A 21,794-nucleotide genomic window follows, 5' to 3' on the forward strand; every position below is an offset into this window, starting at 1 on the left:
CGCGCGTCCGATCGGGGATGACCGAGAGCTCGGTCACGATCCGGTCACCCTTCGAAACACCGTTACGGGCCGTCGCTGGCCCTCGCTAGGGGCCCTCGCCAGGGGCCCTCGCCAGGGGCCCTCGCCAGGGGCCCTCGCCAGGGGCCCTCGCTGGCCCTCGTTGGGGGCCTCGCCCGCAGACACATGCACAGGCACAGATGCCCGCTGCGGCCTTGCGCCGGGCGACGCGCGAGGAGACCTTTGCGGACCCCCGTGACCACGACGACCGAGCGCGACCCAGCCGGTGACCACCTCCACCCGCAGGCCGAAGCCCAGACCTGGCGCGCCAGCCTCCAGCGGGTCTGCGCCGCCGTGGTGTCCGTCCGCATCGACGCCACCCGCCCCTTCGACACCGAATGGAACGGCACCTCGCAGGCCACCGCCTTCGTCGTCGACGCCGGCCTCGGCATCGTCCTCACCAACCGCCACGTGGTCCACCCTGGCCCCGTCGTCGCCGAGGCGGTGTTCCTGAACCACGAGGAGATCCCGCTGCGGCCGCTCTACCGCGACCCGGTCCACGACTTCGGCTTCTATCAATACGACCCAAGCGCCCTGCGCTTCATGCAGCCCACCGCCCTGCGCCTGGCCCCCGAGAAGGCCCGCGTCGGCACCGAGATCCGCGTCGTCGGCAACGACGCCGGCGAGAAGCTCTCGATCCTCGCCGGCACCCTCGCCCGCCTCGACCGACCCGCACCGTCCTACGGCGTCCACCGCTACAACGACTTCAACACCTTCTACATCCAGGCCGCCTCCGGCACCTCCGGCGGATCTTCCGGCTCCCCCGTCGTCGACATCCACGGCGACGTCGTCGGCCTCAACGCCGGCAGCCGCACCCAGGCCGCGTCGTCCTTCTTCCTCCCGCTCGACCGGGTCGTCCGCGCCCTCGAGCTCGTCCGCGCCGGCCTGCCCGTCCCGCGCGGCACGCTGATGACGACCTTCGCGTACACCCCCTACGACGAGCTGCGCCGCCTCGGCCTGCGCCAGACCAGCGAGCAAGCGGCCCGCGCCGTCGATCCTGAGGCCACCGGCTTGCTCGTCGTCGAGAAGCGGATCCCCGGCGGCGTCACCGATGGCCTGCTCGAGCCCGGCGACATCCTCCTGCGCGCCGAGGGCCGCGAGCTCGCCGACTTCGTCCCCCTCGACGAGCTCCTCGACACCCACGTCGGCCGCCCGATCGACCTCGACATCGAACGCGGCGGCCAGCCGATGCGCGTCCGCCCGGTCGTCCACGACCTCCACGCGATCACCCCCGCCAGCTTCCTCGAGCTCGGCGGCGGCGTCCTCCACGACCTCTCCTACCAGCGCGCCCGCAACCCGCAGGTGCCCCTGCGCGGGGCCTACCTCGCCAGCGCCGGCTACATGTTCGCCCCCCTCGAGCTCGAGCGCGCCGTGATCCTGGCGATCGCCGGCCGCCCCACACCCGACCTTGCCACCGCCACCGAGATCCTCCAGTCCCTCCCCCACGGCGCCCGCGCGACCGTCCGCTACTACGACCTCGAGGCCCCGACCCGCGAGCGCGTCGCCGTGATCACGATCGACCGCCGCTGGTTCGCCATGACCCACCACACCCGCGACGACGCGACCGGTCTGTGGCCCGGCACCGCCTGCCCGCCGCCACCCCCGGCCCCGCCACCGCAGCCGACCACCATCAGCTTCCCCCACAGCGACGACCCCCGCATCGCCGGCCTGCTGCCCTCGCTCGTCACCGTCGACGCCGCGATCCCCTACAAGATCGACGGCGTCCACGCGATCCGCTTCCGCGGCGCCGGCCTGGTCCTCGACGCCGCCCGCGGCCTCGTCGTCACCGACCGCAACACCGTCCCCGTCGCCCTCGTCGACCTCCGCATCACCCTCGCCGGCGGCCTCGAGATCCCCGCCGAGCCGGTCTTCCTCCACCCGCACCACAACTACGCGATCGTCCGCTACGACCCCGCCCTGGTCGGCGACACCCCCGTCCGCAGCGCCGAGCTCCACCCCCGCCCGCTCACCCCCGGCGAGCCCGTCCGCGTCGTCGCCCTCAAGGCCAACCACCGCGTGTTCTGTCACAACACCGAGATCTCGGCGGTCGAACCCGTCGACCTCCCGCTGCCGCGGCCGCCCCGCTTCCGCGCCATGAACCTCGAGCGCGTCACCCTCGCGACCACCATCGAGTCCATCGGCGGCGTCCTCACCGACGCCGACAGCCGCGTCCTCGCCCTGTGGTCCAGCTTCTCCTACCAGGACAACAAGGAGCACCGCACCGGCGAGTTCGGCCTGCCCGCCCTGCTGCTCCGCGAGCTCCTGGACGACCTCCGCCACGGCCGCGAGCCCGTGTGCTGGGACCTCGGCGTCGAACTCGGCCTCATCTCCCTCGCCGAGGCCCGCAACCACGGCCTCTCCGCCGCCGCCGCCGCCCGCCTCGAGGCCCACGACCCCGTCCGCCGCCAGGTCCTCTCGGTCACCCGCACCTCGGTCGCCGCCCCCGGCTGGCGCGCCGGCGACCTCCTGCTCGCCGTCGCAGCTGTCCCTGAAGACAGCTCCGCCGCCGACCGACCACATGTCTCTTCGGACAGCCGCCCGGTCAACACCTTCCGCGAGGTCGAGCTGGCCGCCGCCGCCGGGCGCCTGCGCGTCACCGTCCTGCGCGACGGCGCCGAGCAGCAGCTCGACGTCCGCGCCGTGGCGCACCGCGGCTGCGGCACCGACCGCGTGATCCACTGGGCCGGCGCGCTCCTCCAGGCGCCGCACCACGCGGCACAGATCCAGCGCAACCTCCCGCCCGAGGGCGCGTACATCTCGCTCTACTGGTACGGCTCGCCCGCCAGCCGCTCCCGCCTGCGCGCCGCCCGGCGCATCGTCGCGGTCGATGGCCGCCCGACCCTCGACCTCGACGCCTTCCTCGCCGCCGTCGCCGACAAGCCGAACCACGCCTCACTGCGCCTCAAGACCGTCGACCTCGACGACAAGGTCGAGCTCATCACCCTCCGCCTCGACCTCGACTACTTCCCCACCTACGAGCTGCGCCGCACCGCCGACGGCTGGGTCCGTCGCGCACTCTGACACCCGGCCCGACGACCGCGGCGCCACACGCACGCTTGCACCCCCGCCGACCCACGCCGACAATGGCGGCCTGGATGGAGGTTGGGATGGTCTGGAACAACTCGTGGCGTCGCTCTCTCTCGCTCGTGCCCACGCTCGCGCTCGCCTGCGGCGACGCCGGCACCACCTCGGCAGGCTCCACCGGTGATGGCAGCAGCAGCTCCACCACCGCGGTGAGCACCACCGGCAAGCCCGACACCACCACCACCGGCGAGCCCACACCGACCACCGGCGGCTCCCACAGCGCCAGCGCCAGCAGCTCAGGCGACCCCGGCTCGAGCACCGGGGCCGTCAGCGCCACAGACCCGGGCGACACAAGCACCACAGCGTCCTCCACCGGCGACAGCTCGAGCAGCGCGAGCACCGGCGCCCCCCAGTGCGACCCACCGCTGACCCTGTGCGCCGGCGCCTGCGTCGACCTCGACTTCGACGCCGACAACTGCGGCGACTGTGGCAGCACCTGCGCCGACGACCAGGTCTGCGTGCTCGGCCAGTGTGAGTCCCTCGCCTGCGAGCCGAACGCCGTCAGCGACTGTTACAGCGGCCCCCTCGACACCGCCGGCGTCGGCCTCTGCGCCGCCGGCCAGCGCGTGTGCAACGAGTTCGGCACCGACTTCGGCCCCTGTGAGGGCGAGGTCCTGCCCGCGCCCGAGAGCTGCGATACGCCCGACGACGACGATTGCGACGGCAAGTCCAACGAGGGCTGCTACCTCGCCAACTGCCTCGCTATCAAGCTGGCCGACCCCGACGCCCCCGACGGCCCCTACGCGATCGACCTCGACGGCGACGACGGCCAGCTCCAGCCCTTCCAGGTCCAGTGCGACATGACGATCGCCGGCGGCGGCTGGACCCGCTTCAACTGGCTGCACACCGACTACACCGCCGGCCAGGATCCCCTCGGCCAGATCCTCCCCGACTGCAAGATCAGCGACCTCCAGTGCCGCGGCCGCATCCCCGCCGGCCCCGTCACCGGCCTCCTCGTCAAGGACCTCACCGACAAGGCCCACGCCGTCTGGACCTTCAACAACTCGATCATCAGCAACGCCGTCCTCGGCGCGCTCCAGTCCAAACAGGAGTACTGCAACGCCAACCAGGGCGCCTTCCAGCCGACCATCAGCACCTCCGTCGAGGCCTACTGCGGCAACGGCCTGGAGGGCGGCTGCGACTCGTTCTTCTACACCTCCGGCGCCTGCAAGGGCGTCGGCAACTGGGGCATCCACTGGGACGGCGACAACGCCTGGTGCGCCGCCGCATTCAAGATGGGCGCCACCTTCGGCGGCTGCGGCAGCCAGGGCGACCAGGGCTTCCTCAACGAGTGCGCCTGCGACGACGAGCAAGGCGAACTCTACTACCGCTGACCGCCTCGCCGCCTCGGGCGGCCCGCCACCGCACGACCGCCTGCTCCGGTGAGCCGCTGCCTCACCGCGTCTGGCGGCCATCGCGACTGCACCGCCTGCTCCGGTGAGCCGCTGCCTCACCGCGTCTGGCGGCCATCGCGACTGCACGACCGCCTGCCCTGTCGCCTCAGCGCCGCTGCGGCGGCGACTGGGGGATCGGCGCCTCGCGCTGCTTGGCGCCGCAGAACAGGATGCTCGAGTCGTACGACTCGCGGATGATCTGCGGCATCATCGCGGCCGCCTCGGCTGTGGTCGCCGTCTGCGGGAACAGCTCGCGGTAGGTGCTCCACGCCGCCTTGCAGTCGCCCGCGCGGGCGAAGCACGAGGCCGCGGTATGGAACAGCGCCTGCGCGCCCCCGGTGATCTGGCCGTCGTCCGGCGCCCGCGGCTTCACCCGCGGGATCAGCTCGCGCGCGGTCGCCAGCGCCGTCTTGCAGAAGGCCGGGCTGCGCCGGTTCATGTAGGCGCCGTCGGACAGGTCGAAGTAGGCCCGAAGCAGGCGGTCGCGCTCCGACGAGTCGCCCTCGCGGCAACGCATCGAGCCGATCTGCTCCGCGGTGATCATCGCCCGCTCGGGCAGCATCCCCGCGTCCGTCTCATACCAGCGGGCGATCCGCTCCTTGCCCTGCTGACACTGGCCGACCAGCATCTCGCACTGCCCGCGCGTCGCCGCCAGGCGCAGGTCCAGCTTCGGATCGATCGCCGCCACCCGGTCGAGGTCGGCGAGACAGCCCGCGCCGTCGTCGTGCATCAGCTTGCGTGTCGCCGCGGTCACCAGCTCGCCGACATCGGGCGCCATCGGCGGCACCGCTTGCAGCGGACCGGTCGCGCTCGCGGGCCCGCTCACGGGCCCGCTCACGGGCCCACTGGCCATCGCGGGCCCACTCGCGCTCACCGCGGCTGCCGGCGCCGGTGCCTCACAGTTGCACTTGCACTCGCACGCCGGACAGTTCGCCGCCGGGCTCTGTGGTCGTACGTCGCACGCGACCGCGGCCGTGAGACCCACGAGCGCGACCAACCCCGTCCTCCAGTGCCCTCCGCCCCGTCGCGCTCGCATGTCCGACCTCGCTTGTCACTGTGCCGGCTTCGCCTTGCACTTCGTCACCATAGCATCGAAGGTCGCGTCCATGCTCTGCTTGCGGATCGCCGGATCCTTCACGTCCTTGAAGCGGTCCGTGGGGAAGTTGGCGTCGAACACGGCGCGCGCCTTCTTGCAGTCGCCCGCGCGCGCGTAGCAGCCCGGGGCGATCGCGTAGAGATCGCGCGAGGCCTGGATGATCTGGTGATCCTCGTCGTCCTTCGGCTTCACCGTCTTCTTGTTCTTGTTGACCTGCTCGTACGCCGTGTCGCAGTCCGCCACGCTCATCTTCTTCATGCTGGCCATCGACAGCGCCATGAAGCCCTGGATGAGCTCGTCGCGCGGGCTCAGCTTGCCCTGACAGTACTGCGAGGCCTGAAACTCCACGCCCTTGTCGAGCTGCTCCGGGCTCTGGCCCATGGCGTTGTTGCCCTCGAGGTACTTACGAAACAGCACCTTCCCGGCGTCGCACTTGCCGGCCAGCATCAGGCACTGCGCGCGGAAGGTGCTCCACGCGATCTTGGGATCCGTCGACTTGCGCTTCGGCTCGAGCTTGTCGTACGCGTCGAGCTCGCTGATGCAGCCCTTGCCGTCGCGCGAGGCCAGCTTCGTCTGGGCCGTCTCGATGCGCGAGCGCGCCATGTCGCTGATCTCGACCTTCAGGTTGACCATCCCGGCCGCGTTCAGCGACTCGGGCGTATCCTCGGCCTTCATCGCCTCCTTCTGCGGGTTCTCCCCGTCCCGGATCGGCCGCAGCGTCAGGCGGATCGGCGCCTTGCAGCCCTCCACCTCGGTCGCCGAGTCCGACTTGCAGGTGCTGAGATCGCCGCCCTGCTTGTCCGCCTTGCGGCTCTTGTTGGTCGAACCACCCGCGCCGAAGCCGTACACGCTGGCCTCCACCGCCGCGTTCAACTCCGCCAGCGAACCCAGCGCGAAGGCCCCGAGGTTGTAGCCGTACACGAAGTGCGTCGCCCCCTCGCAGCCCGGATTGTTGGCGATGTCCGCCCGGTACACCGCGTCACGCGTCGACGTGCGCGTGCCCGCCACGTAGTACTCCATGTGGAACTTCTCGCCGCCCGAGACCCGACCACCCAGCGTCCCCACGCTCAGCGGCAGCTTGGCGTGCAGCTCGCCCTGGTTCGTGATGTCGAGCTTCTCGAGCGCGCCCGAGGTCCACTCGACCGGCTTGTACGCGCCCTGCGACCCGCGGATGCTGTCGTTGCGGCACTCCTCGAGCACGACCATGTCGCAGCCCTCATACCGCACCATCACGACGTCGCTGTTCGCGTAGGCCTCGAAGCTGCTCTTGTCCGTGGCGTCCCACTCGATGATGAAGGGCCGCAGCGCGTTCTTCGGGTTGCAGGCGTTCTGCCCGGCGAAGCTGTCATTCATCAGCCCGCTCTGGCCCGAGTCCCGGGTCGGCGCGGTCTTGGGGATCTTGGTGCCACAGCCAGTCAGGGCCAGCGGGATGGTGAGCAGGGACAACGAGAGCAGGGCGCGGAGCGACATCGGGAGTCTCCTCGGACGAGGCCCCGTGCATGGGGGCCGTGAGCGGCCGCAGACTGCCCGAACTGCCCTGCCCCGTCGAGTCCCTCGACCGCGGGGGCCGAAAGCCCCCGCCTGCACCGTGCCTGCCCGTGCCTGCCCCCGTGCCTGCCCCGTGCCTGCCCGTGGACAGACGCGGCCCTCAGCCCCGACGGCGGCGGAGCAGCAGCCCGCCGGCCAGCGCCAGCAACCAGCCCGCGCTGTTGACTGGTGCGTCGCTGCGGCACGAGCAGCCGTCGTCCTTGCCGTCGACCGTCGCCGTGTCCTCGCTGTCCACGGCGGTGTCGGAGCTCGCGTCGCTGCCACCCGCGCTCGTGTCACCGCTCGGGTCGCCCGTGGTCGGCGGATCCTCGGTCTCGCCGCCGGTCGAGCCGCCCATGGTGGGCACCGTGTCGACGTAGATCTTGGCCTCGGCGAAGCCGACGTTGCCGTCGTGGTCGAGCGCCTCGACGCGGATCGTGTACTCGCCCTTCGGCGGCGCCCCGAGCTCCCAGATCTTCTGGCCGTTGTAGACCGGCTGCTCCTGGCCCAGCTCGGGCACCATCAGGCGCCAGCCGTAGCCGAGGAAGTTGTCGTCGACCTCGACCTCGACGTGCACAGTCTCGCCCTTCATGTAGATCTGCCCGTCGGTCGGCGACAGCATCTTCACCGTCGGCGCCTCGCTGTCCACGCTGTTGACCCCGAAGTAGGCCGTCAGCTCGGCCACGTCGTTCTGCGACCCGCCGGGACAGAACTTGTCATGGATGAAGGTGCAGCCGATGCCGCCGGTCGCCGCGTTGTACGGCGTACAGGTGTCGGCCCACACCTTGTCCCCCGGGGTCGCGTACGGGTACATGATGTTGTTGGCGCCGTCGATGTGGTCGAGGCCCCACGCGTGCGCGGCCTCCTGCAGCGCCGTGGTGCCGAGGATGTTGACGTCGTTGGTCTCCTCGGTGAACGCGAAGGTGGTGTCGCGCCACCACGTGTCGCCGCAGTCGAGGTTGCACGCCACCCCGAGCACGCCCTGGGGCAGCCCGATGATGCCCGGATGCCCGCCCATCATCACCTGGCTGTAGGGCAGGTGCTTCGGCGGCACCTTCTCGTAGGCGATGCGGAGCCCGAACGGCGCCGCCGCATCCTTGAACACCTGGATGATCGCCAGCGCCTTCTGCTCGGTGCCGTTGTAGCCCGGGTAGTCGACCTTGCTCCCCACACACGGCGACTCCGACTCCGACGCGTTGGTCCCATTCGCCAGCGGACCGCCGAAGAAGTTGAGGAAGGTCGTGGCGCGGTGCGGCGGCTCGTCCCACGCGGCCACTGGCTCCTCCGGGTTGCGGAAGTACGGCTTCAGCGCCGACTTCGGCAGCACCTGCGTCCCCTGCAACACCAGGCCCTGTCGGTCGAGCCCCTCGCGGAACTCCTGGGCCCGCGCCTCCAACTCCTCCGCCGTCATCTCGGGCGCCTCGTGGACCGGCTGCCCGAACAGCGTGCGCCCCTCCGCAGCGTGAACACGCGGCGCGAACAACGGCGCGGCGAGCAAGAGGGCGACAACGGGGGAGAGGGACAAAGCGCGGTGAGCCATGAGTGGTAGCTAAACCTGTGTATCACAGCCACGCCACGCGCGGCCCGCGAGTTCGCGCACTATTACGCCGGCTAGGACGCCGACTCGGGGCACACCAGCACGTCCTCCTCGCCACCCATGATGCACAGCACCTGGGGATCGCCCTCGTCGGTCTCCACCTCGCAGCACAGGCTCTTCTGGGGGTCGCTGCCACCACCCTCGCCGTCGCTGTCCATGCCCTCGCTGTCCACACCGCCCCCGGGCGGACACTGGTCCGCGCAAGGACAGCTCGCGCAGTCCACCACCGCCACGTCGCGACACTCGCCGACCACGCACATCTCGTCCGACTTGCACGCTTCGTCACAACGACCGCAATGCGCTTCGTCGGCGTGGAGATCCACGCAGCCCCCCTCGCACAGCGACTCGCCCTGACCGCAGCCGCCCGTGTCCCCCGAACCGCCCGTCGGCGTGTCACCCGTGGCCTCGGTGTCGCTACCCGCGGAGTCCGAGTCGCCGGCTGAGGCCGGCGGCAAGACATACTCCGCCAGCGCACAACCCCCCGACCACAGCGCGACGACGAGAACAAAGCAGCGCACCCCTCAGCTTTCCCGCACGCCCCGACGAGTTACAACCCACAGCCCCGCGCGCCAGCGCTCGCACCCGCCTGGGGACCCGCGACGACAACTACCAGCGACATGCGGGGGCCCGAGAAAGCGGACCAATCCCGACGTTGACAGCGAATTTGCCAGCTCCGTAAAGTGCCACCCATGGTGGACGCCTCACGCAGATGCACACGCGCTGAACTCGGACGGCGGTCGCCTGTGTGGGCCGCCGCCCTGCTCGCCGCCGGCTGTTACTCCGGCGCCAGCGCTGACACCGACGCGGACACCGGCACCGCCAGCAACCCCACGGCCACCGACTCCGGCGACCCCACCGACTCCGGCGACCCCACCGACTCCGGCGACTCCGACACCGCCGGCGACGCGGAGCTCCTGCCGCAGACCTCCCGCTACCCCCGCCTCAGCCACACCCAGTGGGAGAACACGATCCAGGACCTGTTCTTCCTCACCGAACCCACTGGCTTCAGCGCCCTCTTCATCGGCGACCCCGTCAGCGGCGGCTTCGACAACAACAGCGAGGCGCTCAAGGTCACCGCCACCCTGTGGACCGACTACCAGCGCGGCGCGGAGCAGGTCGCCGAGCTCGTGGCCAGTGACCCCGCCCTGCTCGCAAAGTTCGCCCCACCGACCGACGGCGACTCCGACGCCCAGGCCACCGCCTTCATCACCAGCTTCGGCAAGCGCGCCTACCGACGCCCGCTCACCGCCGAGGAGATCGCCCGCCACCTCGAGATCTTCCACGCCGGCGTCGCCACCCCCGGCGAGCTCGCGGCCTTCCCGGCCGGCGTGCGCCTCGTCGTCCAGGCCATGCTGCAGTCGCCGCACTTCCTCTACCGCGTCGAGGCCAGCGAGGTCCCCGACGGCACCAAGATCCGCCTGAGCGGCCACGAGATCGCCAGCAAGCTGTCCTACATGCTGTGGAACACCATGCCGGACGACGCGCTCTTCGCCGCCGCCGCCGACGGCAGCCTCGATGACCCCAAGGGCGTCGCGGCCCAGGCCGCCCGCCTGCTCGACCACCCCCGCGCCCACGCCATGGTCGCCAACTTTCACTACCAGCTGCTCCAGGTCGACCACTACAGCGACATCTACAAGGACCCGGTCAAGTTCGCCGCCTACAGCGCGGAGCTAAACCCGCTGCTCGCCAGCGAGACCCTCAAGTTCGTCGACGACGTCGTGTTCAACGACGGCGACCTCGCGACCCTCCTGACCGCCCCCTACACCTTCGTCAACGCCAAGCTCGCGCCCTTCTACGGGGTCGCCGGCGACTTCAGCGACGACTTCGTCAAGGTCGACCTCGACCCCGCCCGCCGCGCCGGCATCCTCACCCAGCTCGGCTTCCTCATGGCCAACGCCGGCGCCTTCGAGAACGACCCGATCCACCGCGGCGTGTTCCTGAACCTCCAGCTGCTCTGCTCCAACCTCCCGCCGCCGCCCAACATGGTCCCGCCGCTGCCACCACCCGTGGAGGGCGAGACCCTGCGCGAGCGCGTCGACCGTCACACCGGCAAGGGCACCTGCGGCGAGGGCTGCCACGGCTACCTGATCAACCCCATCGGCTTCGCCTTCGAAAACTACGACCCGCTCGGCCAGTGGCAGACGATGGACGCCGGCAAGCCGGTCGACGCCGCCGCCGAGTTCAGCCTCGGCGGCGTCAGCCAGAAGTACGACGGCGCCGTCGAGCTCGCCCACCTCATGGCCGACAGCGACGAGGCCCACCGCTGCTACGTCGCCCACTTCCTCGAGTACGGCTACGCCCGCCGCCCCCAGAAGGCCGACGACAAGTTCATCGCCACCCTCGCCGCCAGCTCCAAGTCCGGCACCCACACGATCAAGCAGATCATCCTCGAGCTCAGCAAGAGCGACGCCTTCCTGTTCCGCGCACCGGTGGAGCCATGACCATGACCCGCAAACCCATCCTCTCCCGCCGCGGCTTCCTCTACGGCGCTGGCGGCGTCGCCGTCGGCCTCCCCTTCCTCGAGGGCCTCCAGCCCCGCAAGCTCCGCGCCGCACCGCCCGAGCGCCCCCGCTTCGCCGTGTTCGTCCGCCAGGCCAACGGCTGCGCCCAGGCCGACAACGGCGAGCCCGAACAATTCTGGCCCAGCCAGCTCGGCGCCATCACCAAGGAGTCCCTCACCGCCGACAGCGACCGCGCCGTCAGCGAGCTCGCCGAGTTCGCCGACCAGCTGCTCATGGTCCGCGGCACCCGCTTCGCCTTCCCCGGCAACGGCTGCGGCCACTCCGGCGGCGGCAACCAGGTCCTCACCGCCCAAAAAGTCTCCGACGACCCGTCCGGCAACCTGTCACTGGCGATGGGCGAGTCCGTCGACAACCGCATCGCCCGCGAACTCAACCCGAAGAGCAACCCCGAGCCGCTCGCCACCTACGCCGGCGCGATGGGCGGCTACATCAACGAGGTCCTGTCCTACCGCGGCCCCAAGGACCTCCGCGCCGCCGACCGCAACCCGTGGAGCGTCTACACCAAGATGGTCGGCATCACCACGCTCCCCGAGGAGGTGATCCAGCAGATCAAGACCCGCCGCACCAGCGTCAACGACCTGCTCAAGGAGCAGATGAGCAGCCTGATGAGCTCACCCAAGCTCAGCAAGGACGACCAGGACCGCCTCCAGCTCCACTTCGACGCGATCCGCGACATCGAGGTCGAGCTGTCCTGCCAGCTCCCGCCGCAGGAGGAGCAGGACGCGATGGCGGCCCAGATGGACTACAGCGGCCAGGACGACCGCATGCAGACCATCGTGATGATGCACATGAACCTCATCGCCCTCGCCTTCGCCTGCGACTACACCCGCACCGCCACCCTGCAGATCGGCGACGGCAACGACGGCACCGAGTACCTCCTCGACGGCGTCAAGTTCCCCCGCTACCACCAGATCTCCCACCGCATCTACAGCGACGGCTCCGAGGGCGACCCGATCCCCGACGCCCTCGGCAAGCACCACCGCATCGACCGCGAGCACGCCAGGATGTTCGCCCACCTGCTGCAGCGCCTCGCCATGTACACGACCGACACCGGCACCCTCCTGGGCGACTCCGTCGCCGTTTGGTGCAACGACCTCGGCGCCGGCGTCAGCCACACCTACAACAACATCCCCTGGGTCTGCGCCGGCAGCTGCGGCGGCTTCCTCAAGACCGGCCAGTACATCGACGCCGGAGACGTCACCCACAACAAGTTCCACAACACGATCCTGAGCGCCGTCGGCCTCACCAACGTCGAGGGCAATTTCGTCGACGACTTCGGCGACCCCGAGCTCGAGCCCGGCGTCATCGACGGCATGATCGCGGTGTGATCGCCACGTGATCGCACCGCGCCCGCGCCTGCCCCACCGATCCTGGCGCGACCCGGCCCCCCGCCCGACCCCGCGCCATCACCTGTCCTGCGCCGCGCCACTGGCCGCCCACGCGCTTGGGCAGTAGCCTGGTCCAGGTGTCCCAGATCCGCCGCGTCGTCACCGCCCGGTCGCTGACCCTCGTTCTGACCGCCGCGCTGACCTCCGCAGCGGCGCCCGGCTGCGGCAAGCACCACACCCTCGGCGGCGTCGACCTCACCCAGGGCCCCGCCGCCCACGAGCTCGCCAACCTCGCAGTCGCCCAGAAGGGCGCCGCCGCCGTCGCCGTCGTCACCACCGACGTCGGCCGCGGCCTCGCCTTCGTCGTCGACCCCGGCGGCTACCTCATCACCAACCGCCACGTCGTCGAGGACGCCGACTACATCGAGGACCTCACCTTCCCCGCCCTCCAGCCGACCCGCAGCTTCGCCGCCGTCCGCATCGTCTACATCGACCCCGTCCGCGACCTCGCCCTCCTCAAGATCGACAGCGACGAGCCCCTCCCCTACCTGTCCCTCGGGACAGACCACCCCGTCCCCATCGACAAGTACCTCGGCTTCCAGGACAAGGTCCTCCTGCTCACGCGGGTCGCCGAGGACGACAGCGGCGGCAAGCACGACGGCACCCGCCCGGGCTTCGTCGCCCGCAGCGGCAAGGTCCAGGAGCTCGCGGTCTTCAACAAGGCCGTCGGCCCCGGCGCCTTCTTCGGCCTCTCACACGACGTCAAGCGCGGCATGAGCGGCGGCCCGGTGCTCGACCGCTACGGCCGCGCCGTCGGCGTGGTCTCGTGGACCTGGAAGCACCGCGTCGGCGGCTACGCGATCCCGATCTCCGAGGCCACCCAGATGCTCGCCGACCGCCCCGCCATGACGACCAGCTCGCAGCAGGCCCACCGCGCCGAGACCCGCGCCCGCGGCTTCGTCGCCGCCGTCCACGACGGCGACCTCGAGATCGCCCGGCGCATGCTCTCGCCGACCCACGCCCGCAAGGTCCGCGCCTACACCATGCGCACCATCGCCGAGCAGCTCCCCGGCGAGGGCCGACTGCCCGTCCAACAGTTCGTCGCCGCCCTCGAGGACCTCGTCGACTCCCAGCCCCCCGGCGCCAAAGACCTGCCCTTCGCCGCCGTCCAGGAGGTCGTCATCCGCACCGGCAGCCCCGGCTTCATGACCGCCCTCGGCGTCGACGGCCTGCTGTCGAAGGAGCAGGTCATCAGCTTCTTCTTCGAGTTCTCCCAGGCCTACGTCAGCGCCCGCTTCTTCGCCGCCATGTCCGCCGAGGCCGCGATGGACCTCGCCCTGTCCCGCCTGCAAACCGTCGACGCCTCGCGCACCTTCGCCTTCGCCGACATCGCCGAGCGCCTCGGCAGCGGCGACGACATCACGATCGAGAAGATCGAGGTGGTCCCCGGCGCCTACGCCCCCCAGGCCGTCGTCCGCCTCCGCGTCGCCCACAAGCCCGCCAGCCCCACCACCCCGGCCCCCGCGCCCCAGACCCTCATCATGCAGCTTCGCCTCGAGTGGGGCGACTGGTACATCGCCGAGATCCAGACCCTCGGCCTCGCCAGCTGACGCCTCACGGCCGGCGATCGGCCAGCACCGCCTCGCCCAGCGGCACCTCGAGCTCGACGTCGTTGATCGTCCGCCGATCCTCCCCGAGCTCCTGCCCCTTGCGCACGCGCACCACGCTGCCCGGCTCGCCCGCGTGCTCGTAGCTCGACGCCCACCCCGCCGGCACCCGCGGCGTCGTCATGCTGTACACGTAGCGCGCGTCCCTCGGCGCCAGGTTGACGCAGCCGTGGCTCTTGCGGTGGCCGAAGCCGTTGTGCCAGTACGCGCCGTGAAGCGCGAAGCGGCCGTCGAAGTACTGCACCCACGGCACCGCCTCCACGTGGTACGGCGACTCCTGCGCGTCCTCCGGCCGGTTGCGCATGCTCCCCAGCGCCAGCTTGTTGCGGATGCGGTACACGCCCTTCGGCGTCGAGGTGTTCGGCTTGGCCCCGGTCCCGCTCGAGATCAGCGTCAAGAAGATCGGCGTCTGCCCGACCATCACCGCCAACATCTGCTGCTGCAGGTCGACGTCGATCCACGTCTCGCCCTCGGCCAGCCCCGTGAGCTCCGGCCCCGCCTCGAACCACCGCACCTTGCCAGCCTCGATGTACCCCGGCACCCCGGGCCCGAGCGCGTCGGGGATCGTGATCCACCGCGCCCCACCACCGGTGTGCAGCTCCGGCAGCACCTCGATCGCCGCGTGGAACTCGAGCTCCTTCAGCGTCGGCGCCTTGAGCTTCGGCTCGCCGCGCAGCAGCGCCTCGTGCGACACCACCCACGCCGCCCGCCGTCCCTCCGTCACCGGCACGTCGGCCAGCACCCGCCCCGCGAACTCGCTCGGCTTCTCCGCCTTCATGTCCTGCGCCGGCACCACCTGCTCGTCGGCGTCCTCGTAGATCTTTCCGAAGCCCGGGAGCGGCCGAAGATCGACGAATGCGTACTGCCGATTCGGCTCGAGGTAGTCGACCGGCTCGCGCCCGTTCATCAGCGAGTAGCGGCTGCGATAGCGCGGCACCTCGGCCAGCAGCTTGCCCTTCCGGTCGGCCCGCGGCTTGGCGTAGAGATACGGCACCACCAACCCCTCGGGCACCAGCGGCAGCAGCTCCGGCGCCGCCTCGCTCACCGTCGCCGTCTTGAGGCAGACGTACCCGTCGCCCTCGCGCGCCCCGGCCAGGGCCCAACCCTCGCCCGCACAACCTGTCCCTTCGACCAGGCCATAGATAGCGAAGGGCGTGTCCGCGTCGATGCGCCCGCGCATGTCGCTGCCATAGCGCGGGGCGGCGTACACGATCAGCGTCCGCGGCGACACCCGCAGCCCGCTCGGCGTCACCTCGGCCGCGACCTCCGGCACCTCCACCTCGTCCGCCTCCTCCGGCTCGCCCTCCTCCGCCCCAGCCTCCGCATTCACCGGCCCGGCCACCGACTCGACCGCAACACCCGGCGAAGTCACCTCGCCAGCCCGATCGCCCACCGCCGTCAGCCCTTCGACCTCCCCGTCGTCACACGCCCACAGCAGCAGCGCCAGCGCCGACACGGGCACGAGCAGACCGGACAGGGCGAAGAGCAGAGGCGAGGAGCGGTGCTTCACGGCGTGTGACATGGCGAGGGGCTTGGGAAAGGTGCGGGCTTCGTGCCATCATCCCGGGCGGTGCAGAGCTTCACAGGGACCTCCGAATACATCGTTTCTCCGGAGCTGGCGCGGGCCGTGGACGTCGCGGTCGCGCTCGGGCGACCGCTCCTGGTCAAGGGCGAGCCGGGGACCGGCAAGACCTTGCTGGCCCGGGACATCGCCCGCTTCTTCAACACTCCACTGGAGCGCTGGCATGTCAAATCCACGACGAAAGCAGTGGACGGGCTCTATCAGTACGATGCCGTGCGGCGCCTGCATGATAGCCGCTTCGGCGACGGCGAAGTCCGTGATATCGGGCGTTACATCACGCTGGGACCGCTCGGGCGGGCATTCGCGCGCGACGAGCGTCTGGTCGTCCTGATCGACGAGATCGACAAGGCCGACCTCGAGTTCCCCAACGACCTCCTGCACGAGCTCGACACCATGAGCTTCACGATCCCCGAGACCGGCGCGACGGTCTCCGCGCGCCAGCGACCGATCGTCATCATCACCAGCAACAACGAGAAGGAGCTCCCGGACGCCTTCCTCCGCCGCTGCGTGTTCCACTGGATCGACTTCCCCGACCGGGCGCTGATGACCCGCATCGTCCGCGTCCACCACCCCGACGCCGAGGAGCGCCTGCTCGTCGGCGCGCTCGAGGCCTTCTACGCCCTGCGCAGCGTCGACGGCCTGCGCAAGCCCCCGAGCACCAGCGAGCTCATCGACTGGATCTCCGCCCTGCGCCACTCCGGCATGGACCCCGCCAAGCTGCTCGGCGCCGGCCTCCCCTTCATCGGCACCCTGCTCAAGAAGGAGCAGGACATCGACACCGCCCAGCGCCGCTTCAACGCCACCACCGCCCGCGCCGGCCGCAGCTGATGTTCCTCGAGTTCTTCTACAACCTCCGCGCCCGCGGGGTCCCGGTCACCACCCACACCTGGCTGGCCCTCGTCGACGCGCTCGCCCGCGGCCTCCACAACAACACCCTCGACGGCTTCTACCAGGTCGCCCGCTGCATCCTCATCCAGAGCGAGGCCCACTACGACGACTTCGACCGCGTGTTCGCCGAGACCTTCCGCGGCGTCCAGGCCGACGCGCGTAACCTCCTGTCCCAGCTCGAGGAGTGGCTCCGCGATCCCAAGTCGCTCGAGCACCTGGACCCCGAGCTGCGCGCGCAGCTGGCCGCCATGGACCTCGAGCAGCTGCGCCGCGAATTGCTCGAGCGCCTCGAGCAACAGAAGGAGCGCCACGACGGCGGCAACCGCTGGGTCGGCACCGGCGGCACCTCGCCCTTCGGCACCGGCGGCATGAACCCGGCCGGCATCCGCGTCGGCGGCGGCGGCAGCCGCAGCGCCCTCGCCGTCGCCGACGCCCGCCGCTTCCGCGAGTTTCGCCGCGACCTGGTCCTCGACACCCGCCAGATCGCCGCCGCCCTCCGCCGCCTCCGTCGCCTCACCCGCGACGACGGCAAGCTGATCCTCGACTTGGGCGAGACCATCGACGCCACCGCCCGCAACTGCGGCGACATCGAGGTCGTCATGAACCCCGAACGCCACGCCGATGTCCGCCTGCTGCTCCTCCTCGACGTCGGCGGCAGCATGGACCCCCACGCCGAGCTGGTCTCCCGCCTGTTCTCCGCCGCCCACCAGGGCGGCGGCTTCAAGGAGCTCCGCTCCTACTACTTCCACAACTGCGTGTACCAGCGCGTGTTCGCCGACGCCGCCTTCACCAAGCCCGTCAGCACCGCCGAGCTGCTGAAGACCCTCGACAGCAAATGGACCGTCGTCCTCGTCGGCGACGCGTACATGCACCCGGGCGAGCTGACCATGTCGAGCGGCGACTGGTGGGAGTCCGCCCGCGGCCCCTCCGGCCTGACCTGGCTCGCCCGCCTCGCCGACCGCTTCCCCCGCAGCGCCTGGCTGAACCCGGAACCACCGAGCCTGTGGCGCTCCGGCACCATCGCCGAGATCGCCCGCGTGTTCCCAATGTTCCAGCTCACCCTCGCCGGCCTCGACGACATGGTCCGCCACCTGCGTCGCCCCGCGCTCTCGAGCGAGCGCCGCAACCGCGTCGCAACGCTCGCGCGCGGCCGCTAAGAAGCCGCGAGCCGCCCGCGCCCCGCGATCGGGTTGATCGCTCGCCACCCCCTCCGTCCGCTCAAGGACCGCACCGATCGTCCCCGCCGCCCCGCCGCCGAACAGCGTTACGTCGCGTCCCGACCCCCTCTCGCGCCTGCGCTTGACAGCCCGCGCCCGCTGGCCGCAAGAAGGCCAGACCGTGCCGCGCCTCTCCCTAGCCCTCTCGCTCCTCCCCGCCCTCGTCATCGCCGGCACCGCCGCGACGGCCTCCGCCGCCGCCCCGGCCGACCCCGAGAACCGGGTCCACCGCCGCTTCCGCTTCCACATCGACACCGACGCGGTCGGCTGGACCCGCGGCCGAAGCTTCCTCCCTGCCGACGCCCCCGACGGAGCGCCCACCACCAAGATCGACAACGTCGGCCTCGGCTTCGCTCGCCCGCTCCAGGGCGACAAGCCCGTCGCGGGCACCGACCCGATCCTGGGCACCATCGGCACCTCGATGTTCGGCCTCGGCCTCGGCTACGGCATCACGCCCTACCTCATCCTCGGCGCCCGCGTCGGCCTCGCCTTCGACCGCACCACCAGCCCCAGCGACTCGCCCTTCAAGCAATCGAACAATTTCTTCAGCACGGTCTTCACGCCCTACCTCGAGATCTTGCCGCTGCCCCGCGGCCGCATCCTGCCCTTCATCCTGGTCCGCTCCGGCCTCAGCGCCGTCACCTTCGGCGATCGCAGCCGCGGCAGCGAGGGCCCGATCGAGGTCAACACCCTCGACCGCTTCAGCCTGCTAGGCCCGACCGTCGGCGTCGGCGGCGGCGCCCACTTCCTCATCACCGACTACTTCTCGATCGACGCCAGCCTGATGTTTGACTACCGGTGGTACTTCGCCAAGAGCCTCACCAAGGACAAGATCGCCGGCACCAGCGTCTCCGGCGACTGGGAGAGGCAGTGGCAGTCCTTCACCCTCGGGGCCGTCCTCGGCTTCTCCGTGTGGTTCGGCGGCGGCGGCACCTGAGCCCGCGTGGGCGGCGCGACAACCCGCACCGTGAGCGCCACCGCTCTCCCGCGCCCCACACCATTCGCGATACCCTCCCCGCATGGACCCAGAACTGCTCCAGCACCTCGCCAACCCCGACGTGTGGATCAGCCTCCTGACCCTCTCGGTCCTCGAGGTCGTGCTCGGCCTCGACAACGTCATCTTCATCTCGATCCTCGTCGGCAAGCTCCCCGCCGACAAGCGCGATCGGGCCCGACGGATCGGCCTCATCGGCGCCTTCGTCATGCGCATCGGCCTGCTCAGCGCCCTCAGCTGGGTCATGGGCCTCAAGCACCCGCTGTTCACCGTGCTCGGCCAGGAGATCACCGGCAAAGAGGCCGTGCTGCTCGGCGGCGGCCTGTTCCTGCTCTACAAGGCCACCAAGGAGATCCACGAGCGCGTCGACGGCCCGCTCAGCGAGGACGAGATCGCCAAGGTCAAGGCCACCAGCGTCGCCAGCGTCGTGTTCCAGATCCTCCTGCTCGACCTGGTCTTCTCGATCGACTCGGTCGTCACCGCGGTCGGCATGGCCCAGCACCTGTGGATCATGATCGCCGCCAACGTCATCGCCCTCCTCGTGATGCTCCGCGCCGCCAAGTCGATCGCCGAGTTCGTCGACCGCCACCCCACCGTCAAGATCCTCGCCCTCAGCTTCCTCATGATGATCGGCCTGCTGCTCGTCGCCGAGGCCTTCGAGGTCCACGTCCCCCGCGGCTACGTCTACTTCGCCATGGCCTACAGCGTCTGCGTCGAGCTCATCAACATCCGCATCGCCAGCAAGCGCGCCGCCCACAAGGCCGCCGCCGCCTGACCACGGGACCCAAACACCCGCACCTGCTCGCGGACGCGACGCGACCTCAAGGAAACCCGAACGCCCGCACATAGTCCGCGCCAGCGTCGTGGCACTTCGTGCACACCCGCGGCGAGCCCGAGAAGCTGACCTCGCCGTCCGGCTCGTACTCGGCCCAGAACCACCCGTCCTCGCGCTTCTCCATCGCCGCCACCAGGTGCGGCTCGCCGCCCTTGAACCCGTCCTTCACGATCAGCGAGCCCTCCGGCCACGCCGTCAGCGGCGCGCCCGCGGCCAGCGCCTCGGCCAGCGTGTCGTTGACGAAGATCTCGACCGCGTCCCCGTGCGAGGCCGTGCTCGGCGTCCGTCCCGGATACCCCGGCGCCCGCTCCCAGCTGCGATAGTCGGCCTCGTGGAACGACTCCCACAGGCTCTGCGCCCCCGCCTCATCCTGGTTGCGGCAGCCGAGTAGACCCAACACGACGATGGCGACAGCGAGGCGGTGCATGGAGAGACTTCACCTCGGATACGTCGCCACGGCAAGCGAAGTTACAGTTGGGACACGCAGTACGCCATCTCGATGATCACGTCCTCGAGCGGCACATCCATCAAGCCATTCTCGTCGCCGACCGGGACCTCGGCGATCGCGTCGCGCACGTCGAAGCCGTCGACCAGCACCCCGAACACCGCGTACTGCCCGTCGAGGCCCGGCTGCGGCCCGTCGCACAGGTAGAACTGCGCCGCGGCGGTGTCCGGCGCCTGCATGCGCGCCATCGCGATCGCCCCGTCCACGTGCGTCAACGCCGGGTTGATCTCGAGCGGAATCGGCGGGTTGGTCGGCTTCTCCATCAGGTCCGGCGTGAACCCGCCGCCCTGGATCACGAAGTCGATCGCCACCCGGTGGAAGATCGTCCCGTCATAAAAACCAGACTCGACATAATCGAGGAAGTTGGCCGTGGTGTTCGGCGCGTTCACGGCGTCGAGCTTCACGATCATGTCCCCCATCGTCGTCGCCAGCAGCACGTGCGGCGTGTCGCCCGAGCAGTCCGCCCCCCCCGTGTCGCCGCTCGTCCCGCTCGTCTCGCCCGTCTCCCCTGCCGTCGCGTCCGTCGTCGGCTCCGCCGTGGTCGGCGCGTCCGTACTCGTCAGCTCGGCGCTCGCCTCGGTCGTGTCGACCGGCTCGTCCGTGGTGGTCCCGGCGCCGCTCGACCCGCCCTCGGTCTCGGTCGCGCTGGTCGCCGGCCCGCTGTTGCAGCCCAGCGCGACGAGAAGAACAATCACCGGTGACTTGAGGAGATCGAAGTGGCGCATATGCGGCCCCTTGTCGCGCGCTTCCCGGCCACGCGCAAGAAAGCACGAGGGTCACCACCCGCGCCGTCTCACACCCCGCCCGCACGGCCCGCGCAGCGCCCAGGTTGCGGCCCGACCGCCCGCGGGTTACCAGCGAGGCGATGTCTCCCCACGCCAGCCTCCTCGACGCCATCCTCCAGCGCCGCAGCGCCGCCGGCCTCAGCCCGCCCGGCCCGACCCCGCAGCAGTTCGAGCTGCTGCTGCGCGCCGCCACCACCGTCCCCGACCACGGCATGCTGCAGCCGTACCGCTTCGTCCTCGTCGCCGACGAGGCCCGCGCCCGCCTCGGCGACGCCCTCGCCGAGGCCGCCCGCGAGGCCCGCCCCGACCTCAGCGCCGGCCTCCTCGAAAAGGCCCGCCGCAAGCCCTTCGCCGCCCCGGCGCTGATCGTCCTGATCGCCGCCCCGCGGGCCGACTCGCCGATCCCCGAGTGGGAGCAGCTCGCCAGCGCCGCCTGCACCGGCTACGCGATCGTCCTCACCGCCCACGCCCTCGGGCTCGGCGCAGCCTGGAAGACCGCCGCCGTCCTCGAGGGCGCCGCGCTGCGCGACACCCTGGCGCTGCAACCCGGCGAGCGCCTGCTCGGCTGGGTCTTGCTCGGCCAGGCCGACCCCCAGGCCCGCCCCCGACCCGTCGTCGACCTCCGCCGCGTGGTCGGCGAGCTCACGCAGGACGGCCTCCAACCCTACCTCCCGCCCGCCGACTAGGCGCCCACGCGCCCGGGTTTGCGGGTACAC

At 70.8% G+C, this 21,794-nt stretch carries 17 protein-coding genes; 10 read left to right on the forward strand and 7 right to left on the reverse strand.

Translation table 11 applies throughout. The features are described 5' to 3' along the window. The first annotated feature begins 252 nt into the window (after window positions 1-252). Window positions 253-3,078, forward strand: a complete 2,826-nt coding sequence (locus IPJ59_RS13820; protein WP_293272048.1) for a trypsin-like peptidase domain-containing protein — start codon at window positions 253-255, stop codon at window positions 3,076-3,078. A 125-nt stretch (window positions 3,079-3,203) separates the two neighbouring features. Continuing rightward, window positions 3,204-4,475, forward strand: a complete 1,272-nt coding sequence (locus IPJ59_RS13825) for a fibrinogen-like YCDxxxxGGGW domain-containing protein (protein ID WP_293272050.1) — start codon at window positions 3,204-3,206, stop codon at window positions 4,473-4,475. A gap of 166 nt (window positions 4,476-4,641) precedes the next feature. Here the strand turns inward: IPJ59_RS13825 and IPJ59_RS13830 are convergent, their stop codons facing one another. The 4 genes from IPJ59_RS13830 to IPJ59_RS13845 all read right to left on the reverse strand — a co-directional run bounded on the left by IPJ59_RS13830 (window position 4,642) and on the right by IPJ59_RS13845 (window position 9,210). Further along, on the reverse strand, window positions 4,642-5,313 hold the full coding sequence (locus IPJ59_RS13830; protein WP_293272051.1) for a hypothetical protein: 672 nt from the start codon (window positions 5,311-5,313) through the stop codon (window positions 4,642-4,644). 273 nt (window positions 5,314-5,586) lie between these two features. Next, complete coding sequence (locus tag IPJ59_RS13835) at window positions 5,587-7,101, reverse strand: hypothetical protein (RefSeq protein WP_293263271.1); 1,515 nt, start codon at window positions 7,099-7,101, stop codon at window positions 5,587-5,589. Window positions 7,102-7,279: 178 nt separating this feature from the next. Next, complete coding sequence (locus IPJ59_RS13840) at window positions 7,280-8,698, reverse strand: MYXO-CTERM sorting domain-containing protein (protein WP_293272053.1); 1,419 nt, start codon at window positions 8,696-8,698, stop codon at window positions 7,280-7,282. 71 nt (window positions 8,699-8,769) lie between these two features. Further along, complete coding sequence (locus IPJ59_RS13845) at window positions 8,770-9,210, reverse strand: hypothetical protein (protein ID WP_293263267.1); 441 nt, start codon at window positions 9,208-9,210, stop codon at window positions 8,770-8,772. Between the two features lie 288 nt (window positions 9,211-9,498). On the opposite strand from IPJ59_RS13845, the gene IPJ59_RS13850 reads away from it, so the two are divergent. From IPJ59_RS13850 to IPJ59_RS13860, 3 genes are all read left to right on the forward strand, one after another. After that, a complete protein-coding gene (locus IPJ59_RS13850; protein ID WP_293272055.1) occupies window positions 9,499-11,196 on the forward strand; it encodes a DUF1592 domain-containing protein in 1,698 nt (565 codons plus the stop codon). A gap of 2 nt (window positions 11,197-11,198) precedes the next feature. Continuing rightward, a complete protein-coding gene (locus IPJ59_RS13855; protein WP_293272057.1) occupies window positions 11,199-12,605 on the forward strand; it encodes a DUF1552 domain-containing protein in 1,407 nt (468 codons plus the stop codon). 137 nt (window positions 12,606-12,742) lie between these two features. Then, on the forward strand, window positions 12,743-14,215 hold the full coding sequence (locus tag IPJ59_RS13860; RefSeq protein WP_293272059.1) for a trypsin-like peptidase domain-containing protein: 1,473 nt from the start codon (window positions 12,743-12,745) through the stop codon (window positions 14,213-14,215). Between the two features lie 4 nt (window positions 14,216-14,219). Here IPJ59_RS13860 and IPJ59_RS13865 read toward each other — a convergent pair whose 3' ends face one another. After that, window positions 14,220-15,794, reverse strand: a complete 1,575-nt coding sequence (locus IPJ59_RS13865; protein ID WP_293272061.1) for a L,D-transpeptidase — start codon at window positions 15,792-15,794, stop codon at window positions 14,220-14,222. Between the two features lie 48 nt (window positions 15,795-15,842). Here IPJ59_RS13865 and IPJ59_RS13870 point away from each other — a divergent pair, with 48 nt between their 5' ends. The 4 genes from IPJ59_RS13870 (at window position 15,843) to IPJ59_RS13885 (ending at window position 19,728) form a co-directional block, all read left to right on the forward strand. Continuing rightward, window positions 15,843-16,682, forward strand: coding sequence for an AAA family ATPase (locus tag IPJ59_RS13870; protein ID WP_293272063.1), 840 nt, complete (start codon window positions 15,843-15,845; stop codon window positions 16,680-16,682). Then, entirely contained in the window at window positions 16,682-17,899 is a 1,218-nt protein-coding gene (locus IPJ59_RS13875; RefSeq protein WP_293272064.1) for a VWA domain-containing protein, read from the forward strand. Before IPJ59_RS13870 ends, IPJ59_RS13875 begins: the two co-directional genes overlap by 1 nt. A gap of 181 nt (window positions 17,900-18,080) precedes the next feature. Beyond that, the gene (locus tag IPJ59_RS13880; protein WP_293272066.1) at window positions 18,081-18,896 is read left to right on the forward strand and encodes a hypothetical protein; all 816 of its coding nucleotides are present in this window, start codon (window positions 18,081-18,083) and stop codon (window positions 18,894-18,896) included. A gap of 82 nt (window positions 18,897-18,978) precedes the next feature. Beyond that, the gene (locus IPJ59_RS13885) at window positions 18,979-19,728 is read left to right on the forward strand and encodes a TerC family protein (RefSeq protein ID WP_293263251.1); all 750 of its coding nucleotides are present in this window, start codon (window positions 18,979-18,981) and stop codon (window positions 19,726-19,728) included. A gap of 46 nt (window positions 19,729-19,774) precedes the next feature. Here the strand turns inward: IPJ59_RS13885 and IPJ59_RS13890 are convergent, their stop codons facing one another. Together IPJ59_RS13890 and IPJ59_RS13895 are read right to left on the reverse strand one after the other, a co-directional pair. Next, window positions 19,775-20,215, reverse strand: coding sequence for a cytochrome P460 family protein (locus IPJ59_RS13890; RefSeq protein ID WP_293263249.1), 441 nt, complete (start codon window positions 20,213-20,215; stop codon window positions 19,775-19,777). Window positions 20,216-20,256: 41 nt separating this feature from the next. Next, a complete protein-coding gene (locus tag IPJ59_RS13895; protein ID WP_293263247.1) occupies window positions 20,257-21,018 on the reverse strand; it encodes a peptidylprolyl isomerase in 762 nt (253 codons plus the stop codon). Window positions 21,019-21,158: 140 nt separating this feature from the next. Here IPJ59_RS13895 and IPJ59_RS13900 point away from each other — a divergent pair, with 140 nt between their 5' ends. Next, window positions 21,159-21,764 carry a nitroreductase family protein gene (locus IPJ59_RS13900; protein ID WP_293272068.1) on the forward strand — a complete coding sequence of 202 codons (606 nt, stop codon included), beginning with the start codon at window positions 21,159-21,161 and terminating at the stop codon, window positions 21,762-21,764. Window positions 21,765-21,794 lie beyond the last annotated feature (30 nt).

The sequence above is a fragment of the Nannocystis sp. genome (assembly GCF_016714285.1).
GTDB lineage: Bacteria > Myxococcota_A > Polyangia > Nannocystales > Nannocystaceae > Nannocystis.

What these genes read in the sequence shown, in the direction of transcription:
- IPJ59_RS13875 (WP_293272064.1), top strand. Translation starts at nt 16,682, where the DNA reads ATGTTCCTCGAGTTCTTCTACAACCTCCGCGCCCGCGGGGTCCCGGTC.
- IPJ59_RS13830 (WP_293272051.1), bottom strand. Translation starts at nt 5,313, where the DNA reads ATGGCGCCCGATGTCGGCGAGCTGGTGACCGCGGCGACACGCAAGCTG.
- IPJ59_RS13840 (WP_293272053.1), bottom strand. Translation starts at nt 8,698, where the DNA reads ATGGCTCACCGCGCTTTGTCCCTCTCCCCCGTTGTCGCCCTCTTGCTC.
- IPJ59_RS13890 (WP_293263249.1), bottom strand. Translation starts at nt 20,215, where the DNA reads ATGCACCGCCTCGCTGTCGCCATCGTCGTGTTGGGTCTACTCGGCTGC.
- IPJ59_RS13895 (WP_293263247.1), bottom strand. Translation starts at nt 21,018, where the DNA reads ATGCGCCACTTCGATCTCCTCAAGTCACCGGTGATTGTTCTTCTCGTC.
- IPJ59_RS13865 (WP_293272061.1), bottom strand. Translation starts at nt 15,794, where the DNA reads ATGTCACACGCCGTGAAGCACCGCTCCTCGCCTCTGCTCTTCGCCCTG.
- IPJ59_RS13855 (WP_293272057.1), top strand. Translation starts at nt 11,199, where the DNA reads ATGACCCGCAAACCCATCCTCTCCCGCCGCGGCTTCCTCTACGGCGCT.
- IPJ59_RS13885 (WP_293263251.1), top strand. Translation starts at nt 18,979, where the DNA reads ATGGACCCAGAACTGCTCCAGCACCTCGCCAACCCCGACGTGTGGATC.
- IPJ59_RS13835 (WP_293263271.1), bottom strand. Translation starts at nt 7,101, where the DNA reads ATGTCGCTCCGCGCCCTGCTCTCGTTGTCCCTGCTCACCATCCCGCTG.
- IPJ59_RS13900 (WP_293272068.1), top strand. Translation starts at nt 21,159, where the DNA reads ATGTCTCCCCACGCCAGCCTCCTCGACGCCATCCTCCAGCGCCGCAGC.